Raw genomic sequence first — 17,175 nt, 5'->3', positions numbered from 1 at the left:
GTCAGCCGACCCAAGGGCCGGGGAGGTCTGCGCGGATGATCTCAAGATCGGAGACTGCGTGACCGCGTGCATGGATCCAGCAGTGATCCTGCAAACCGTCCCGGCGCAGCAAGCGGCCCGGGGACGCATACCAGCGCACGGGTGAGTCCCCTTCGCTCGCCCACATCGGGTGGTCGGGCAGGGCGATGCGGGCGTAGCGAGCCTGGAGGTCAGGCACCAGCGAGTCTGGCAGCTCGCAAGCGTCGTACAGGGTGCCGACTGCGAAGAGCGATTCGCTCAGGACCAGCTCGACCCATGCCAGGGACATCCGATCGAGGAACGGAATCCAACCCTGGTGTGACTCCACCACGACCGGCGGGTCGTCCTGCTCGATCTGGGTGAGGGGAATCGCCCATGCCGCACAGTCCTGGTTCTCGCGGCGGAAGACCAGGACGCCGCCAAGGGCGTCGTCGACATAGAGGCCGCCCGGCGGAACCAAGGGGTCCTGCTGTCGGGTCAGGTCGTCTCGTCGGCCCAAGAGCGCGTATCCCTCTCGCAAGGCGGCGGGGAGTTCGAAGCCAAGACCGTTCTCCGCGGCTATCAACTCGTCCGTAGCGCAACCGTCCTCGGGCCGCAGAGGACGACCGATCCACTCACCACTGAACCAGCGCACAAAGTCCCACGCTTGCGAGTGATTGGTTACCCCGTCTCCCAGCGCCACCGACACATCAGGACCCTCCAGCATGCCCAGGACGCTACCGCCCCGCCCATACGGGCAAGCGAGCGGGAGCAACCCTCAGCCGGGGCCGGCCAACCAGCTCAACTTGACCCGCCAGCGACATGAGATGTCTCTGACCTCGGCCAGTGAGATAACCCGTACCCTGCAGGCGGCGGGGCGTTTAGCCTGTGGGCGATGTATCAGCTCCGACGGCGAGACCGGCGTCCAGCTCGCCGCGTGGCACCGGCTCCTGCCGAGCGCCAGGCTTCGTTGCGCTCATGGATTGGGCGGCAGCTGAACTTACGGCGCGCGGTGCCCGGGTCGTCGGGCGGATCGTGCAGCGGCGTGGCGTCTCGGACGGCGGAGCCAAGAAGATGTCCTTGCCGTATTCCTCGCGGACTCTGCTGAGCTACGGAAAGGTCCGTGAGGTAGCCGCGTTGTGTGAAGGGGGCGATGCTGACGCAGCCGTCTTCGTCGCCTCTCTGACGGAGCGCCAGCAGCGTGTGTTGACAGGGATACTCGGATGTTCCGCGGTGAGTCTCTCCGAGACCCTCGCTGCTGACTGACCGCTCACGCGGCTCATCCAAGGCGCGCGGCCCGCGGCGAGTCCTGGTCGGCCTGGGTCGGCCTGGTCGGACTTCCGGGGAGGGCTTCTACGACTGCCTCACCGCCCGGGCGGACGTGCTGTTCGAGCTGACCGACGCGCTGTTGGGGGCCTACGGGGGGCCGATGAGGTCGCTGGTCGATCTGACTCTCACGCCCGAGCGTCGGCGTAGCCACGGCGTGCTCTACGACGCGCTGAACTGCGGCCCGCCGTCGGCTGCGCACCGGGCCTGTGTGGCTGTGGTCATCAGCCATCGGCACCACCACTGCCGATTTCGACCGTTACCGGCAGTCTTACCGCCCGAAGATTCGCACGAGGCGCGCACCGCCTCCTTGCGCGGCGCGCTCCACGGCCGACGCAGCCACGGCCTGTCCATCGACGGCGACCGCATCAGGGGCTCCGGTCTGCGCAAGGGCCTTCCCGCAGGCCCGTCGGCTGCCGCTCACCGCACGGCCGGATTCACCCGGACGCCGGCGGGACGCTGGTCACCGGCGGGTCGTGGTGCCGGGGAGGCCGGCCACCAGGTCGCGGGCGTAGGCGGTGTCGGTGTCGAGTCCGTCTAGGTGGAAGAGGATGCGGTACATCAGGGGAGCGACGATGCGTCGACGACCGTCTCGACGTCGGGAGCGTCCTCCCCGACGTCGGCAGCGCACCCGAGGATGATGCGCCGATCTGCTCGGCGACGTAATCCGAACACCGGCCGGCTTTGCTGCCGTCGGGGTCGCCGAGCAGGGCGTCACGTAGGTAGGCACGGCCTGTGGGGGGAGGCCATCTCGTCCAGGAACTGCTCGGCCCAGGCGGCCAGATCGGGCGGCAGGTCGCCGTACTCCTGCGGCGCGGTCTCGGGGCGCAGGCGCTCGACGGCGACGTCCGACAGAAGGTCCCGCCGGTCGCCCCAGCAGCGGTAGATCGTCGACGGGGTCACTCCGGCGCGCTGGGCGACGAGCGGTACTGTCAGGACGTCCCGCCCCAGTTCGGCCTTGAGTTCGCGTACCGCGGTGTGGACCGATTCCTGGACCGGGGCACTGCGCCCGCCGGGGCGCACCATCTGTCGGCGAGCCAGCGAATCCTTGGCTTTAGCCGTGCAGCGCTACGCCTTCTGCTCGCCGTCTGCTGGTGCGGGCAGCGCTCTGCCTTCTGCACGCGTCTGTTGGTGCGGGCAGTGCTACGCCGTCTGCTCGTACGCGTGCCCGACCCGCAGGAGTACCGCCTTCCCGAGCGGACGCCCGAGGAGCTGCATGCCGATCGGCATTCCCGCGCTGTCCTCTCCGACCGGCACGGACAGCGAGGGCACGCCGGTGATGTTGGCGGGGGCCGCGAGCCGCACGTAGGCGTCGGAGACGCCCTCTTCCGTGCCGTCGGGCCAGGTGACCGCCTGCCGTCCGACCGGTACGGCGGGCGTCGGGACCGTCGGGGAGGCGATCACGTCGACCTGCTCCAGCAGAATCGCCCACTCCTGCCGCATCAGCGTCCGGGCGCGCTGGGTACGCAGATGGTCCCCGGCAGGCATCAGCTCGCCGGCTTCGAGGAGGACGCGGACGTCCGCCCCGTACAGCTCGGGGACCGTGCGCATCGTCTGTTCGTGGTAGGCGGTGGCCTCGGGGACCATCAGGCCCCACTGTGTCGCCTGGACGTACCGCGCCATCGGGATCCCGACCTCGACAACCTGTGCGCCGAGCTCTTCCAGTCTGCCGACGGCGCGTCGGACCGCGGTCTCCACCTGTGGGTGGACGTGATCGAAGTAGTAGTTGCGGGGCACTCCGACGCGCAGTCCGGTCAGGTCCGCGTCCGCTCCCGGCCCACCGCCCACCGCCGGCCGAGTGATCACCTACGGAGACGCATATCGCCTGCTCGACGCGCCCACAACAGCTCCATCTTGACGATCACGGGGCTGGCCTGGGCACAGGGTTCCTGATCGGGTGATCGCGCGAGAAACGGGGCATGGCGGCAGGACCTCTTGGCAGTTCGGGGGAGTGGTTTCGGCGACCAAGGCAGGCTGCCGACGGTGAGGTAGGCGGTGGCCTCCTGCCGTTCGACGCCGAGTCGGATCGCGCAGAGCAGGGCGGGCAGAAGATCGGCGGTGTGCCGGCGCGGCTGTCGGTCGACTGGGACAGCGCGCGAGGAGGCGACGGACGCTGCTTGGCGGCGCGGGGGCTGTCGGTCGGCGGGGAGTCTGCCGTGGGGCATTGTCGTCGTGGGGCGGGTGGGGTGTCAGGTGGTCCGTCATGGCGAGGAGGTTCATCGCCTCTGTCCGCGCGTCGATGCCGCCGCCCGCCAGGCCGGTTTCCTGTGCCTGCCGAAGAAGGCGGGTCACGGTGTTCTCGGCGTCGTCGGGGTGATCGATGAAGGGTTGGGCGGCGAGTAGGACAAAGCCGAGTTGGAAGCACTCCTCGGCGCCAGGACCGCCGAGGCCGACGGGCCTCGCACACCGCGTGACCGCGCTCGAAGACGAACTCACGGCCGTCCGCACCAGCCTCCGTCGGATGATCAAGAGCCAGAGCAAAGGAGTCGCGTCGTCCACATGACCACCCGGCAGCCGTCACCGGCCCTCGGCACTGGTGGGCTCACGCATTGCGGAGCCCAGTCCGGCGGCCACCACCAGTGATCTTGGACCAGCGAGTGCTCGGATCCGGAACAAACCCATCGCCCCCACGTCGATGCCTCCCGTAAGGTTCGCGGGTTGTCGTGGTGGAGAGGCGGTTGGGAACGTGGCACCCAGGGCAGTGACGCGGGAGCAGTTGGCGGGTGCGGCGGGGGCCGCGCTGGGCGGCGGGCGGCGGCTGGAGGCGGTCGAGCGGGTCGCGGGCGGCAGTAAGAAGGGCGTGTACCGCCTGGTGATGGACGATGCGACGACGGTGATCGCCTATCTGTGGGACGACGCCGAGAACTACTGGCCGGCGGCCGAGGGCGACGACGACCTCACCGACCCGTTCTCGCCCGGCCTCGGGCTCGGCCTCTTCCAGGCCGCGCACGCGCGTCTGGACGCGCTCGGCGTCCGCGTGCCGGCGATCCGCCTCGTCGACCGCGACGGCGCCCACTGCGCGGCCGACCTCGCGATCGTCGAGGACCTCCAGGGGGAGAACCTGGAAGAACTCCTTGCGCGCGACCGACGCGCGGCAGCTCCGGTCATGGCCCGGCTCGCGGAGTCCCTGGAGGCGATGCGAGGCCACAGGGCACCGGCGTACGGCAAGGTGGCCGTGGTCGACGGAGGAGGAACGTCGCGCGGTACGTCGTGCGAGGGGGTGGTTCTCGACCGTGCGCTGCGGGACCTTGCCGAGGCGGCCTCGCGCGATCCGCGGATCGCGGGCGCCCGGGACCTGCTGGAGGACCGGCTGCTGGGGCTGGCGGCGGCCGTGCGGCCACGCGCGGAGTACGCGGTCGTGCACGGCGAACTGGGGCCCGACCATGTGCTGGTGGACGCGGACGGGAACCCCGTGGCGATCGACATCGAGGGATTGATGTACTTCGACGTCGAGTGGGAGCACGTGTTTCTACGGATCCGCCTACACGACGCCTACCGGCCGCTGGGGGTGGACGGCTTGGACGAGGACCGGCTCGCGCTCTACATGCTCGCACAGCGGCTCTCGCTGACGGCGGGTCCGCTGCGCCTGCTGGACGGGGACTTCCCCGACCGGGCGTCCATGGCGGGCATCGCCGAGCACAACCTGAAGCAGGCGCTGGAACTGGTCCACGCCTGAATTCCCGGGTGCCTCAACTTGTCGCCAGCTAGCAGCAGCTGAGGCTGGCTGCGACTGGGCTCGGTGTGGTCCGGCGGAAGGCGAGGATGTCGACGCCGTTGTCCCGAACGGGCTCGGGGTTTATGGGTTGGGACTCGCAGTCAACTGTCGTGTGTTGTCGGTGCCGCTGAGCTTGGCTGTGGCCTTCCGTGATCTCCGGGGGCGTAGCGGCTCCATGCCCCGCCCGTCTCGTTGAGGAGTCGGGTGGTGGTCTTGTCGCGGTAGCCGAGAGCGTTAGTGAGGCCGGCGGCGGGTGGTTCGAGGAGTCGCCGCCCGGATGGCGGCGCCGCGGGCGGCGGCGGCCGGGACCCCGATCTCGTTCAGGAGTGCGGACAGGCGGTCGGGGCGGAACGGCTGGCCCGTCCGGCGACCTGGAAAGAGCCGGCGGGATGCCTTCCACCGTCGTCCGCGCCAGATTCCGCGCGAGCTACTGCTTGGCGGACCCGGTCAGCTCGCCGCGAAGACCTGCTCTTCCGGCCGTAGCACTCGACTCCGTCGACCAGGTGCAGCTTCGTCACCCCGATACCGCCCCGTTGAACCCCACCGCTTCACCACCCTGCGCGACTCGCATCAGGTGCGAGAAAACCAAATTGGCGGCACTTGGAGTATCCGAACGGGATATAGCGGTAGGCGGTGATCACCGTGCAGTGGCGAGGTGATCGGCCCCGGTTTCCTGGCTCAGACACCATCCGCAAAACTCCCTATGCGGGAGAGGGCCAGCCCGAGCTGGATGTCAGAACACGATCGAGCGCCGCCCGGCCTGCGGGTCCCCAAGTCGGCTTGCCGCCAGGAAGGCCCCGCTCCCCGTTCTGGCCCATAAGGATAAGGAAAAGGCTCTTCAGAGCAGCCAACCCCCGGGCGCGCCGGATCGTCGCCTCGTCCGCATGCGCGTACACCTCGAAGAACCGTGAGCCCGCGCCCGCGGGAAGGAGCAGCCACGCGGCCGCGAGGTCCCACGCCGGATCGCCGGCGAACATGTCACCGAAATCGACCACGCCCGAGAGCGTCCCGTCCGAGACGACGACATTCGCGGGATGGAGGTCACCGTGCAGCCATACCGGCGGGCCCTCCCACTCGGGGGCCGCAACAGCATCGTCCCAAACGGCGCGAACGGCCCGGACGTCGGCGCCAATGCCGCCAGGGCCAATTGCTTGCAGAAACTTCTCGAAGCCGTCCGTGCACTCCTTGGGGTGAGCGCCGCGGTCCGAACCGGTCGGAGCCTCGGCGGGCGCCTCCACATGGAGCGCTCTGAGGAAGCCCGCCAGAGTGTCGGCCGCGTGGTCGCCGCGGCTGATCGACGTGTAGTCGAGTGGCTCGCCGGGAACCCACGTCATGATGCTCCAGAGCCTCGGGAAGCTCGCGGACGGTTCGCCGACCCGCACAGGGGTCGGAACCGGGAGCGGAAGGCGCGGGGCCAGGACGGGCAGCCACCGGTGCTCCTTGCGCTGGAGATCCGGGGCACGTTCCGTGCGCGGCATGCGCACGGCCAACTCATCCCCAAGACGCCACATTTGGTTGTCCCAGCCGCCCGCCACTTCGCGGATGGCCAGCCCTGCAAGGTCCGGATGCTGGTCCTCGAGGAGACCGTGTACCAGCTCTGCGGTGATCTCGATCTCGGAGTCGGTCATGCGAACCCACAGTACGTGAGACAGACGGAGTGGACTCCGACTCTCCGGAATGCCCACCGCCACGCCCGCTCCTACCGAGACAGGCCCCCTGGCAGGTGCGAAAACGGGTCGACTACCCGCGCACCGATCAGGCAACGTCCCCGGCATGGTCACACCACCCTTCATTCCCGGACTAGAGCTCTCCCGGCGCTTCTACGTCCAAGCCGTGCGTCCCCTGTTGGACGAGAATGCTCGCGGGATCGTGCACTCTGCTGCCCATCTCGGCAGCGGCTCAGAGGTGCTCGGATTCGACACCGCCCGATCCGCAGACCACGAATGGGGCCCGCGGCTGCAGGTCTTCCTGAAGCCGCAGGACGCGGCCGTCCACGGTCCACGGATCACCACGCTGCTTTCCGAGCGGCTGCCGAAGATCTTCTGCGGTTATCCGACTCACTTCGCTCCGACAGGAGATGGGGATATCCGCGTTATGCGGGCCACCGACGGACCGGTCCACCACCGCGTGGAGGTCACCGACCCGAGCTCCTGGTTCACCGCGCTGCTGAGCTTCGACCCATCCCAGGGCGTCACCTCGGCGGACTGGCTGGCCACGCCCACCCAACGCCTCGCCGAGGTCACGGCCGGCGCCGTCTTCCACGACGGACTCGGTCAGCTCGCCACGGCACGAGCCAACCTCCACTGGTATCCGCGCGACCTCTGGCTCTACGTCCTCGCCTGTCAGTGGCAGCGCATCTCCCAGGAGGAAGCCTTCGTCGGCAGGTGCGGCGAAGTGGGTGACGAGCTCGGATCCGCCGTCGTCGCCGCTCGCCTGGTACGCGATCTGATGCGACTCTGCCTGCTGATGGACCGCCGCTATCCGCCCTACAGCAAATGGCTCGGCTCCGCCTTCGCCCGCACTCCCCAAGCGCCCTATCTTGCTCCGCTCTTGAGCGCCGTTCTCGCGGCCACCGACTGGCACAGCCGCGAACAGCACCTGGTCCGCGCCTACGAGGCCATCGCGACCAAGCACAACGAACTCGCCCTCACCGACCCGGTCGACCCCACCACCCGGCCCTACCACAGTCGGCCGTTCCAGGTCCTGCACGCCGAGCGCTTCACCGCCGCGCTGACCGCCCACATCACCGACCCGGCGATCAGGGCCCTGCCGGTCATCGGTGCGGCCGATCAGTTCATCGACAGCACGGACGTCCTCGGGCACTGCGAGATGACCCGCACCGTGATTACCGCGATCTCTCGCTGGCCCGGGACGAAGAGGTCGCGGCGACGGTCACCACCGACTTCCTCATCACCCTCATGACCAGGCGCCTTGCCCGGATAGGCGCTACCCCAGCTGGCCGAGGAAACCGGCGCCGGCCGACACCTGAACATGGGAAGTTCCAGGCCACGGATGCCTGCCGGCCTCGGCACGTCCATGATCAGTCAGCAGGGCCCAGTAACTTCACCTTCGCGAACTGCCTGCCGATTCTGGCCAGTTTGAACGCCGCGCCCCGCCGCTGACCGGCCTTGGCTGGAAACCAGAAGATGCCTCTCCCGATCCACGACACCCCCTGCCCTCACCGGTCCGCGTCCTGTCGGGAAAGACCGTCGAGGATGACGTTCATCAGAGGCCGTGCCGTTGATTCCCACTCGTCCCCGTCCAGTCGGCCGAGGTAGGCGATGAGCAGGAGTACCCCGTAAGCGTCCACGTCTGCGCGGATAGAACCTGCCGCTTTCCCGGCGTCCAGCAGGTGGCCGAGGGCGCCTTCGATGGGGTTGTGGCTGTAGGCGACAAGGTCCTGCCACGCCGACGGCTCGAGCGCTGCCAGGACGCCGCGCTTGATCTCGGCGTAATCGATCACTCGGTCGAGCCAGTGACGCAAGGCTTCCGCGGGCTCGTGTTCCGCCAGCAGAGCGGAGGCGGCGGTCACGAGTTCTTCGACGTCGCGCCGGTAGACCTCGGCGAGGAGCGCTTCGCGGTTGGGAAAGTTCCGGTAGAGGGTTCCCTGTCCCACACCGGCGCGCTTGGCGATCTCGTTGAGGTGGACTTGGTTGGACTCGGCGAGGGCTGCGCGGGCGGCCTCCACGATGCGGGTCCGGTTCTGCGCCGCATCCGGGCGGCGTGCTGGCGCGCTCATAGGCCTCTCCTGATGCTCCGCTCACCACAAGTGGACACGTGTCCGGTAGGGTGGGCTACGCAGCGGACACGTGTCCATTTTACTTGGAGGCAGTAGTGCTCTCTCTTCACGGCAAGATTGTCGCCATCACCGGAGCGAGTGGCGGCATCGGCGAAGCCACGGCCCGTCTGCTCGCCCAGCGCGGCGCCGCGGTCGTCCTCGCAGCGCGCCGCAGCGAGCGCATCGACGCCATAGCGCAGGACATCCGGGAGGAGGGGGGCAGTGCTGCCACGTGCGTCGTCGACGTCACCAAGGCCGAGGACCTGCAGCGCCTGGTCTCCACCACCCTCGACCAGTACGGCCGTATCGATGTACTGGTGAACAACGCCGGCATCGCCCCTATCAGTCCGTTGGCCGACCTCGACACCGAGAGTTGGTCGGCCATGATCGATGTCAACCTTCGCGGCATGCTCAACGGCGTCGCCGCCGCGCTGCCCGCCTTCCGCGAGCAAGGCTCGGGCCACCTTGTGAGTATCGTCTCCGTGGCGGGCCTGTCCGGCGTGTCCCCCTCGATGGCTGTCTACGCCGCGACCAAGAACGCGGTGCGCACCGTCCACGAGGGGCTGCGCAGGGAGTCCACCGACGGGGTGGTGCGCACGACAGCCATCTCGCCGGGATACGTCCGCACCGATCTCGCCGACTCCATGACCGACCCGCAAATCCGCGAGCAGACATACAAGAACATGGACGCGATGGGTATCCCTCCGGCGGCAGTTGCCCGTGCGGTGGCCTTCGCCATCGAGCAGCCCGGCGACGTCGAGATCGGCGAGATCAACGTTCGCCCCACCGTCCAGGCATGACACTTTCTGTCACCGGTCAAGTGAGATCAGAAAGACGCAGTGAGCTTGTCCTACCTTCCAAGAGTGGGGTCTGAGCTGGTCATTCGTAGGATCGGCGGATCCAAGGGTTCCGGGTATGGCTGTGAGCTTGTCGCCGTTGGATGGCTCAAAGAAACTTGGCCGCCCGGAGCCCCGCGACGACTCGACCGCTCATTGGGATACGCGACTCGATCGCTGTGCAGGACAACGTCGGCGAGGTCGTCTGCGGGATCGGTGTGGAACACCACCACTGCGTGGTGGTCGACGAGCGAGGCGAACGCCTCCTTTCACGCCGGGTCCCCAACGACGAACCCGTCCTGCTGGAGCTCATCGCCGACGTCCTCGCGCTGTGCGAGGACGCCCTGTGGGCGGTGGACATCAACCATGGCGGCGCCGCCCTGCTCATCGGCCTCCTGCTCGGTCACCAGCAGCCGATGGTCTACATCACCGGCCTGGCCGTGCACCAAGCGTCGACGGCCTACCGCGGCCAGGGGAAGACCGACGAGAAGGACGCGTTCGTCATCGCCGACCAGGCACGCATGCGCCAGGACCTCGGTCTCCTGAGGCTCGGCGACGAGACAGCCGTCGACCTGCGCACCCTGACCGCCCGCCGCCTCGACCTGGTCAACGACCGCACCCGTCAGACCAACCGGCTGAGGGCCCAACTACTGGAGTTCTTCCCCGCGTTGGAGCGGACACTGAACCTGAGCAAGAAGGGTCCGGTCATGCTGCTGACCGGCTACCAGACGCCGGCCGCGATCCGCCGCAGCGGGGCCAGGCGCATCGGAACCTGGCTGAAGAACCGCAAGTTGAAGAACGCCGCCGCGCTCGCCGAAACAGCTGTCGAGGCGGCCAGGGCCCAGCACACCGCACTGCCGGGAGGGAGCCTCGCGGCGACCATGGTCGCCCGCATCGCCAAGGGCGTGCAGACGCTCGACCAGGAGATCGCCGAACTCGACGCGCTCATCGAAGCCCGGTTCAACGAGCACCGGCACGCGACGGTGATCCGCAGCCTGCCCGGCATGGGCACCCTCCTCGGCGCCGAGTTCACCGCTGCCACCGGTGGCGACCTGGACGTCTTCGGCACGGCCGACCGCCTGGCGTCCTTCGCCGGCCTCTCACCAGTGCCGCGGGGCTCCGGCCGTGTCAGCGGCAACATGCGCCGCCCACGCCGCTACCACCGCGGCCTGTTCCGGGCCCTCTGCCTCTCCGCTATGGCCAGCCTGAGAACCTGCTCCGCCTCACAGGCCTACTATGGGCGCAAGCGGAACGGGGGCAAGGGACACCAGCAGGTCCTGCTCGCCCTGGCCCGTCGACGAGCCAACGTCTTGTGGGCCATGCTCCGCGACGGAGAGTGCTACGAGCCCCTACCAACCGTCACGACAGCGACTTGACATCGTCATTGGGAAGTTCTTTAACCTCTGGTGCTTCTCATGGCCTGTCACATGTACGGTGCCGTGGTGACAGATGGGCTGTACCCACGGCTGGCGGATGCGTTCCCGGCGCTTGCTACCGAGATCGCTGAACTGCTGCGTGCTGAGGGTGAACCGCTGGCCGAGGTGGTCGCTGACCTGCCCTACTACGGCCCGTGCACCTGTACCGCAACTTGCATCAACCTGCTGACTGCGCCGCCCGGTTCGTCGGGTTCCTTGATGATCCAACTCGAACGCGATGGCATGGACGTCATCTGGCTGAGCTTGGATCCCTCCCGGACCACTATCACCGACATTGAAGTTCTGGACGGACGCGACCTCGGCCCAAGCGCCCAGCGATCTGGTTGACCACGTATCTTCCGCTGTCCGCCGGACGTCCAAGCGGCGCGGGGCCGATCCCATGACGGCCTCGAACGATGCCCCGAACGTGATCGCCCGTACGGGGATTCCCAGGACGTGAACACGTCCTTCGTCTGACCCTGCGCTCCGACCAAAGAGGCACTTGACCCAAGCCTTGGCCCGCTGAATGGGGTAGTCGGCGCGGCTTCCTGGCGCTCAGCTTGTGGCCTCTTCCGCTTTGAGAAGGGCAGGGTCCGAGATTCGGCGCGATGGCGACCCGTTCGTGGATATCGGCTTCGCCCTGGTCACCGCCGACGAAGTCTGGCCGGGCGAGGCGAAGAAGACCTCCGCGCCGGCCAACAGCCACCGCGACACCAAGGCGCGGCGGTGGTGCGTCTCCCTCAGGCGCCGCGACTGGCGCAACTCGGGTCGCGTGTCATGCTGCGCGCGTCTGAAAACCAGGTGCGTGCGGCCCCGACTGTCACCTACCGTGCCGGGAATGCGCGTCGTTTTCACCAAAGGCCCCGGTACGAGTTACGACATCGCCGTGCACCGCGACACCGGTGCCGCGCTCGCCCCGCGCAATGGACCGGGCGGGCATCCGTATCTCCCGCACGACTTGGTGCACTTCCTTGTCGAGGCGGAGGCGGGCATCAAGCTCGGGGTCTACGGGCGGCTGGCCGCCGGAGACAACGGCCTGTTCTGGCCCGCCGACCCCGCGGAGCGCGCCAAGGCCGCCCGGCACCGCAAGTCGAAGCGAGTGAAGTCGTCCCCCCAGGCGAAGGCCGACATGGCGAGGTCGGAGCAACTGGCGGGCATCGCCGTACCCGTGTGGGAGGTGCGGCACGGCCACGCGCAGGTGCTGCCGGCGTATGTGACGGTGGGGGAGATCCCCCCGGTGGTCGACCGGATCGTGTCCCGGTTCGACGACTACGCCGACCGCTGGCACACGCTGCCACTCGGAGGTTCGCTGACCCTTGCGTGGTGACGCCAGCCCTGTTCGCCTGAAGCGAGCGCCCGCCACATCCTCGACGCCCAGCAGTTCCCGGAACGGCCTCTCCCCTCGTGGCCCGGCAAAACGGTGCTCGGCGCCGATGAGCCGCTCCACCGGTCAGACTCATCGACGGAACGGACAATGAGGAAGGCGGGCGACACCTTCTACGTCACTATCGTTCCGTGGCACGGGGTGGACCGGACGGCAGGCAGCGGCTGACTACTACGACCAGAACATCCGGGGAGGCGTCCGGCAGCCCATGTCCGCTGAGGAAGTCGGTCGTGCGTGGGAGGAGTCACCGGTCGCGGAGCAATACACCCTTGACCTGTGGTTTCTTCGCGAATGCGAGCCCGAGGACGACGAGCCGTGAATGGCCTGATGGCCCAATGGCCCGCACCCGAGGGGCGGAGGGTGGTGAGCGAGCCGGGTCCGTGGCTACGTCCCCTGTCGATTGCCGACACCCCGGCTGTCAGCGGGGCGAAGGGGTCAAGGTCTGCCCCTGCATGTCTCCTGTGACCACTTCGACGTAGGCGCGAGCGACGTCGCTCAACGGCGTGCCGCCGCTGCTGTCCAAGCCGAGCTTCTCAAGTGTCTCCTTCACCCACCCCGGGCTGACGGCGTTCACTCTCAGCCCGCGGGGCATCTCGATGGCGGCCGCCCGGACGAACGCCTCCAGTCCGGCATTGACAAGAGCGCCGAACGAGCCGCCTGGCGTGGGCTCCCGAAAGGTGCCGCTGGTGAGGGTGACGGACCCACCGTCCCGCACGTGATCCAGCGCCCGGCGGAGCAGGGTCACCTGCCCGAGCAGTTTGCCTTTCAGACCGTGGCTGAACTCGTCGTCGGAAGGGGAGGCGAGCGGAGTCAGCTGACCGCTTGCGGCGCAGCAGATGATCGCGTCCACCGTGCCGACGGTGTCGAAAAGGGCGCCGATGGAAGCCGGTATTTCCAGGTCCACCCGTGTGCTGCCGTCACGCGCAGCCCGGATCACCTCGTGCTCGGTCTCCAGCGCGTCGGCGACCGCGCGGCCGATGGTGCCGGTCGCCCCGATCACGATGATCTTCATGCTGATTCCCTGCGTCATACGGCGAGGCGGGCGGGAAGGGGGGCCAGCGGGAAGTTGGCCCAGACGTAGTTGTCCATCTGGTGCTGATCGCCGCTCAGGTTGAGGACTTGGTCGACCAGGCCGTCGGCGTCGAAGTGCCATACCAGCGCCCACATCGTGTCGACCTGGCCCAGCCCCTGGGTCGTCCAGCCTCGGTGGATGTCGACGACGTAGGCGTCGTTGCTGCCGAGAAAAATCGGTTCGGCCTGGAAGCCCGCCTTGCCGAGCTGGTCGACTTCGTCGAGTCCGTGTTTGGTGCCCGACAGCGGGTGGTGGCCCGGGATGCTCCACTCGATGCCCGGAGCAAGGACCGCGCTCATCCCTTTGACGTCATTGGCGGCGTAGGCGGAGAAGAAGTGGTGGACGGCCTCGACCTTGGGGTCGGACACGGCTTCACTCGTCGTTATCTGGATGCTCCCCGAAGTATGCGGTACCGGGTTGTCCCGGTCGCGTGATCAAGGATTCCGCCGGCCCGCTGTAGCCGTCCAATACCTGCGTCCATAACCTGACGGCATGGATATCGACACTCGTCTGCTGCGGTACTTCGCCGCGGTGGTCGAGGAAGGCAACCTCACGCGGGCCGCAGAGCGTCTCTACATCTCGCAGCCCGCGCTGACGAAGCAGATCCGGCAGTTGGAGGCCCAGCTGGGGGTGGTCCTGTTCGTCCGCTCCCGCGCCGGGATGGCCCCCACCGAGGCCGGTGAGGCTCTGGCCGCCCACGCCGGCGGCGTGCTGGCCGCCTGGGAGGGTGCCCTGCGCGTCACCCGGGCCGCCACGACCCGGGCTGCCCGCACGCTGCGGGTCGGCTTCGTCGCCAGCGCCGCCAATGAGCACACCCAGCTGATCATCGCCGACTTCGCCCGGCGCCGCCCCGGCTGGCGGGTCCGGATGCGGCAGACCGAATGGACCGACCCCACCGCCGGACTGGCCACCGGCCAGGCCGACGTGGCGCTGCTGCGCCTGCCGGTGCCGGCGCGGAGCGACCTCGATGTCGAGGTGTTGCTGACCGAGCCACGCTGGATCGCCCTGCCCGCGGGGCATCGCCTCGCGGCGGAGGAGCGCATCCGGTTCCAGGATCTGTACGACGAACCGTTCGTGGCGACTCCCGCCGAGTCGGGGGAGTGGCGCGACTTCTGGCTCGCGGCCGATGAGCGCGAGGGGCATCCCGTGCGTATCGGCGCGGTCGCGCACCACCCGGATGAATGGCTCAACGCGATCGCCCACGGCCAGGGCATCAGCCTCACTCCCGAGGCGACCGCACGCTTCTACCAGCGCCCGGATGTCGTCTACCGGCCCGTGACGGGCGTCAGTCCCAGCCGGATCGGGGTCGCCTGGCCCCGCACCCGGCTGGTTGACGACGCCGTCGACGCCTTCATCCTCAGCTGCCGTGCCGTATGCGGGAACGGCTGCCCCGCAGGCACCGGCTCGACCACGGACAGCTGACCCAGCCAAGCCGACATCACGTACCCGAGTTCAGGAGCTGGTCCCGCTACGCGCCAGGGGCGCGGAAGGCGACCTGTCGGCGGGCGGCTTCGTCGATCTCGTCGAGGGTGAGGAGCGGGGTGGCCCGGGTGCGGAGGGCGCCGCTGGCCTTGACGGTGAGGCTTACGGCGGCCATGGAGACCGGGTCCGGGAAGTCGAGGATGAGGACGATGTCGTCCTCACCGAAGGCGAAGTACATGGCCTCGACCGTGCCGCCGAGGCCGGTGACGACCTGGTCGACGGCGGCGCGGCGGCCAAGCGCGCCCTCCTCAAGCAGTCCTTTGGTGCCCTCGGCCGTGTAGGTCGCCTGAATGAGGAACTTCGGCATCGGGACGCTCCTTGCCCATTCGCTTGTCCGGTCTGCGCAAAGGACCTTCCCGCAGTCACGTCGACTGCCTCTCACCCAACGGACTGTTTCACCCGGACAGCGGCGGGCCGCCGGTCACCGGCCGGTCGTTCCTGCCGGGCAGCTCCGCCACCAGGCAGCGGGCGTAGGGGGTGTGCTGTCTGGTCGCCGATCTCCACAGCCTTTGTTGCCGCGCCCATCGGGCGTCAACTGCGGTGATGCGCCGCCGCCCGTTTCGGTGATCTCCGGCCCGATGGCCGTCACAACGACGGGGCCGTCACCAGACTCGCGATCGTGACCGACCAAGAAGATCCCGACGTCCTACTGACCACTGAGGACGTCGAGGTCGGCGCTCAGAAATACGTCTCCACCTCGGCTACGCACCCGTTCAGCTGCCCGAGCCCATGGCCAGCTGCCCGTGCTGTCGCCGCGAACCGCAAGGGGCACGGCGACCGTTGGCGCCCTGGCGCCGTCTCCATGGCTCTTCCCCGGCGGCCGGCCTGGGCGGCCGATCAGCACCACACAGCTGACGCAGCCGCTGAACAACCTCCGCTTCGCCCCAACCAGGCCCGCAGCACAGCTCTCTTCCACCTCGCCACCGCGATCCCCGCCGCGATACTCGCCCGCACCCTCGGCATCGGCATCGGCATCGGCATCGGCACCGACGTCGCCGTCGACTGGCAGCGACTCTCCGCAGGCGACTGGGCCACCTACGCCGCCGAAGTCAGTCAGCTGCCGGTGAGGACAGATCAGCGCCCAGCATCGAATACATGATCATGTCTCGGCGCTCCTCGCCCACCTGCTGCCAACTGCGGAGCAGACCCTCCCGCTGAAAGCCGACATGCTCAGCCGTCCGCTGTGACCCGGCATTCCATGGCTCGACATACAGCTGAAGACGGGCAATCCGCAGGTCACCGAGGGCCCAACGGACAACCGCCCGGAGGGCTTCCGCCGCAATCCCCTGGCCACGGGCCGACCCGGCAAGCCAATACCCCAGCGACGCTCGTCCCTCGTCCCGGTCCCTCAGCCAGAGACCGACCATCCCCAGCGGACGCCCGTCCTCGATCCGCACGATGACGAATGGATACCCGCCGCCAGAAGACGCCCGCTCCCACTGGCGCCGGACAAAGGCTTCACCCGCCGCCTGCGAGTACGTCGAGGGAACGGTCGTGATCAACGGAATGTAGTCGTCGCTCGACGCCTCCCGGACGAGAGGCAGATCTCCGATCTCCCACGCGCGGAGCACAAACCTGTCACCAGCAGCCAAGAGCGGGACGTCCAAGGGGGCAGCGACCATGCTCGCATCCTGCCGGGAACACCGCCTCAACGCACTCCGGTTTCCGCTGCGCCCAGGGCGTTCAGACAGTTCCCATACGGAGCGGCGCAACGGGCGAGCCTGCGCGCCGCTCACCGGTTCGCGAAACCGAGCTCGCCGCAAGCCCACGAGTACCGAGACTGCCCAGGCGATGGACGTCGCCGACTTCGTGATCGGGAACCTCACCGAGCAGATCGTCACATACCAGCAGGTCGCGGCCTCGATGCGCGATGACCTGATGGCCCTGCCGGATGAGGAACGAGCGGAGGCCGAGGAAGCCGCGTCCGTCCTGCGGCACGTCGGATCCGGAAGTACGCGACCGCTGCTGCCGCTGTCCGTCGTCCGGAAGGCGGCTCCATGACGGCGGTCCGCACACCCCGCTCAGGTCCTGGCCGGGGCCCGCAGGGCGGACAGCCAGCGCAAACGGCACAGCGTCCTGACGGCACTCCAGCACCTGACGGCGGCCAACGAGCGCGTCACTTTCGCCACGGTCGCACGAACAGCCGGGGTGTCTCAGCGCAGATCACCAT

General features: G+C 68.5%; 17 protein-coding genes and 2 pseudogenes. 10 read left to right on the top strand and 9 right to left on the bottom strand.

Annotated elements, in window-relative coordinates:
• Window position 1 precedes the first annotated feature (1 nt).
• From ACFPIH_RS29635 to ACFPIH_RS29625, 3 genes and pseudogenes are all read right to left on the bottom strand, one after another.
• Window positions 2–724 (bottom strand): SMI1/KNR4 family protein, encoded by a 723-nt coding sequence (locus tag ACFPIH_RS29635; RefSeq protein ID WP_381178677.1) that lies wholly within the window; start codon window positions 722–724, stop codon window positions 2–4.
• A gap of 1,062 nt (window positions 725–1,786) precedes the next feature.
• Window positions 1,787–2,349, bottom strand: a pseudogene (locus ACFPIH_RS29630) (TetR/AcrR family transcriptional regulator).
• A 117-nt stretch (window positions 2,350–2,466) separates the two neighbouring features.
• Window positions 2,467–3,099: pseudogene (locus ACFPIH_RS29625) on the bottom strand (amidase family protein); the annotation flags it as partial.
• Window positions 3,100–3,516: 417 nt separating this feature from the next.
• Between ACFPIH_RS29625 and ACFPIH_RS29620 the strand changes: the two are divergent.
• Together ACFPIH_RS29620 and ACFPIH_RS29615 are read left to right on the top strand one after the other, a co-directional pair.
• Entirely contained in the window at window positions 3,517–3,666 is a 150-nt protein-coding gene (locus tag ACFPIH_RS29620; protein WP_381178678.1) for a hypothetical protein, read from the top strand.
• A gap of 358 nt (window positions 3,667–4,024) precedes the next feature.
• A complete protein-coding gene (locus ACFPIH_RS29615) occupies window positions 4,025–4,999 on the top strand; it encodes a phosphotransferase family protein (protein ID WP_381178930.1) in 975 nt (324 codons plus the stop codon).
• 740 nt (window positions 5,000–5,739) lie between these two features.
• Here the strand turns inward: ACFPIH_RS29615 and ACFPIH_RS29610 are convergent.
• The gene (locus ACFPIH_RS29610; protein WP_381178681.1) at window positions 5,740–6,666 is read right to left on the bottom strand and encodes an aminoglycoside phosphotransferase family protein; all 927 of its coding nucleotides are present in this window, start codon (window positions 6,664–6,666) and stop codon (window positions 5,740–5,742) included.
• A gap of 145 nt (window positions 6,667–6,811) precedes the next feature.
• Between ACFPIH_RS29610 and ACFPIH_RS29605 the strand changes: the two genes are divergently transcribed.
• Window positions 6,812–7,960: a DUF4037 domain-containing protein gene (locus ACFPIH_RS29605; protein WP_381178684.1), complete on the top strand. Its 1,149-nt coding sequence runs from the start codon at window positions 6,812–6,814 to the stop codon at window positions 7,958–7,960.
• Between the two features lie 256 nt (window positions 7,961–8,216).
• On the opposite strand, the gene ACFPIH_RS29600 is transcribed toward ACFPIH_RS29605, so the two are convergent.
• Window positions 8,217–8,777 (bottom strand): TetR/AcrR family transcriptional regulator, encoded by a 561-nt coding sequence (locus ACFPIH_RS29600; RefSeq protein WP_381178687.1) that lies wholly within the window; start codon window positions 8,775–8,777, stop codon window positions 8,217–8,219.
• Between the two features lie 95 nt (window positions 8,778–8,872).
• On the opposite strand from ACFPIH_RS29600, the gene ACFPIH_RS29595 reads away from it, so the two are divergent.
• From ACFPIH_RS29595 to ACFPIH_RS29580, 4 genes are all read left to right on the top strand, one after another.
• Window positions 8,873–9,616: an SDR family oxidoreductase gene (locus ACFPIH_RS29595; RefSeq protein ID WP_381178690.1), complete on the top strand. Its 744-nt coding sequence runs from the start codon at window positions 8,873–8,875 to the stop codon at window positions 9,614–9,616.
• Window positions 9,617–9,831: 215 nt separating this feature from the next.
• Entirely contained in the window at window positions 9,832–11,028 is a 1,197-nt protein-coding gene (locus ACFPIH_RS29590; RefSeq protein WP_381178692.1) for an IS110 family RNA-guided transposase, read from the top strand.
• 66 nt (window positions 11,029–11,094) lie between these two features.
• On the top strand, window positions 11,095–11,415 hold the full coding sequence (locus ACFPIH_RS29585) for a hypothetical protein (RefSeq protein ID WP_381178695.1): 321 nt from the start codon (window positions 11,095–11,097) through the stop codon (window positions 11,413–11,415).
• 490 nt (window positions 11,416–11,905) lie between these two features.
• Entirely contained in the window at window positions 11,906–12,394 is a 489-nt protein-coding gene (locus tag ACFPIH_RS29580) for a hypothetical protein (protein ID WP_381178698.1), read from the top strand.
• Window positions 12,395–12,869: 475 nt separating this feature from the next.
• Here the strand turns inward: ACFPIH_RS29580 and ACFPIH_RS29575 are convergent, their stop codons facing one another.
• Window positions 12,870–13,463: a short chain dehydrogenase gene (locus tag ACFPIH_RS29575; protein WP_381178701.1), complete on the bottom strand. Its 594-nt coding sequence runs from the start codon at window positions 13,461–13,463 to the stop codon at window positions 12,870–12,872.
• Between the two features lie 14 nt (window positions 13,464–13,477).
• Window positions 13,478–13,891 carry a nuclear transport factor 2 family protein gene (locus tag ACFPIH_RS29570; RefSeq protein WP_381178704.1) on the bottom strand — a complete coding sequence of 138 codons (414 nt, stop codon included), beginning with the start codon at window positions 13,889–13,891 and terminating at the stop codon, window positions 13,478–13,480.
• Window positions 13,892–14,015: 124 nt separating this feature from the next.
• Between ACFPIH_RS29570 and ACFPIH_RS29565 the strand changes: the two genes are divergently transcribed.
• On the top strand, window positions 14,016–14,945 hold the full coding sequence (locus ACFPIH_RS29565; RefSeq protein ID WP_381178707.1) for a LysR family transcriptional regulator: 930 nt from the start codon (window positions 14,016–14,018) through the stop codon (window positions 14,943–14,945).
• A gap of 46 nt (window positions 14,946–14,991) precedes the next feature.
• Here ACFPIH_RS29565 and ACFPIH_RS29560 read toward each other — a convergent pair whose 3' ends face one another.
• The gene (locus ACFPIH_RS29560) at window positions 14,992–15,312 is read right to left on the bottom strand and encodes a GYD domain-containing protein (RefSeq protein ID WP_381178709.1); all 321 of its coding nucleotides are present in this window, start codon (window positions 15,310–15,312) and stop codon (window positions 14,992–14,994) included.
• A gap of 312 nt (window positions 15,313–15,624) precedes the next feature.
• Between ACFPIH_RS29560 and ACFPIH_RS29555 the strand changes: the two genes are divergently transcribed.
• The gene (locus ACFPIH_RS29555) at window positions 15,625–16,104 is read left to right on the top strand and encodes a hypothetical protein (protein ID WP_381178712.1); all 480 of its coding nucleotides are present in this window, start codon (window positions 15,625–15,627) and stop codon (window positions 16,102–16,104) included.
• Here the strand turns inward: ACFPIH_RS29555 and ACFPIH_RS29550 are convergent.
• A complete protein-coding gene (locus tag ACFPIH_RS29550) occupies window positions 16,055–16,627 on the bottom strand; it encodes a GNAT family N-acetyltransferase (RefSeq protein ID WP_381178714.1) in 573 nt (190 codons plus the stop codon). The genes ACFPIH_RS29555 and ACFPIH_RS29550 overlap by 50 nt on opposite strands.
• 169 nt (window positions 16,628–16,796) lie before the next feature.
• Here ACFPIH_RS29550 and ACFPIH_RS29545 point away from each other — a divergent pair, with 169 nt between their 5' ends.
• On the top strand, window positions 16,797–17,006 hold the full coding sequence (locus tag ACFPIH_RS29545; protein ID WP_381178716.1) for a hypothetical protein: 210 nt from the start codon (window positions 16,797–16,799) through the stop codon (window positions 17,004–17,006).
• Window positions 17,007–17,175 lie beyond the last annotated feature (169 nt).

Source organism: Streptomyces vulcanius (assembly GCF_042653945.1).
Classification (GTDB): Bacteria; Actinomycetota; Actinomycetes; order Streptomycetales; family Streptomycetaceae; genus Streptomyces; species Streptomyces mangrovi.
The sequence above is the reverse complement of the archived record's forward strand: the minus strand, read 5'-3'. Positions and strand labels throughout refer to the sequence as shown.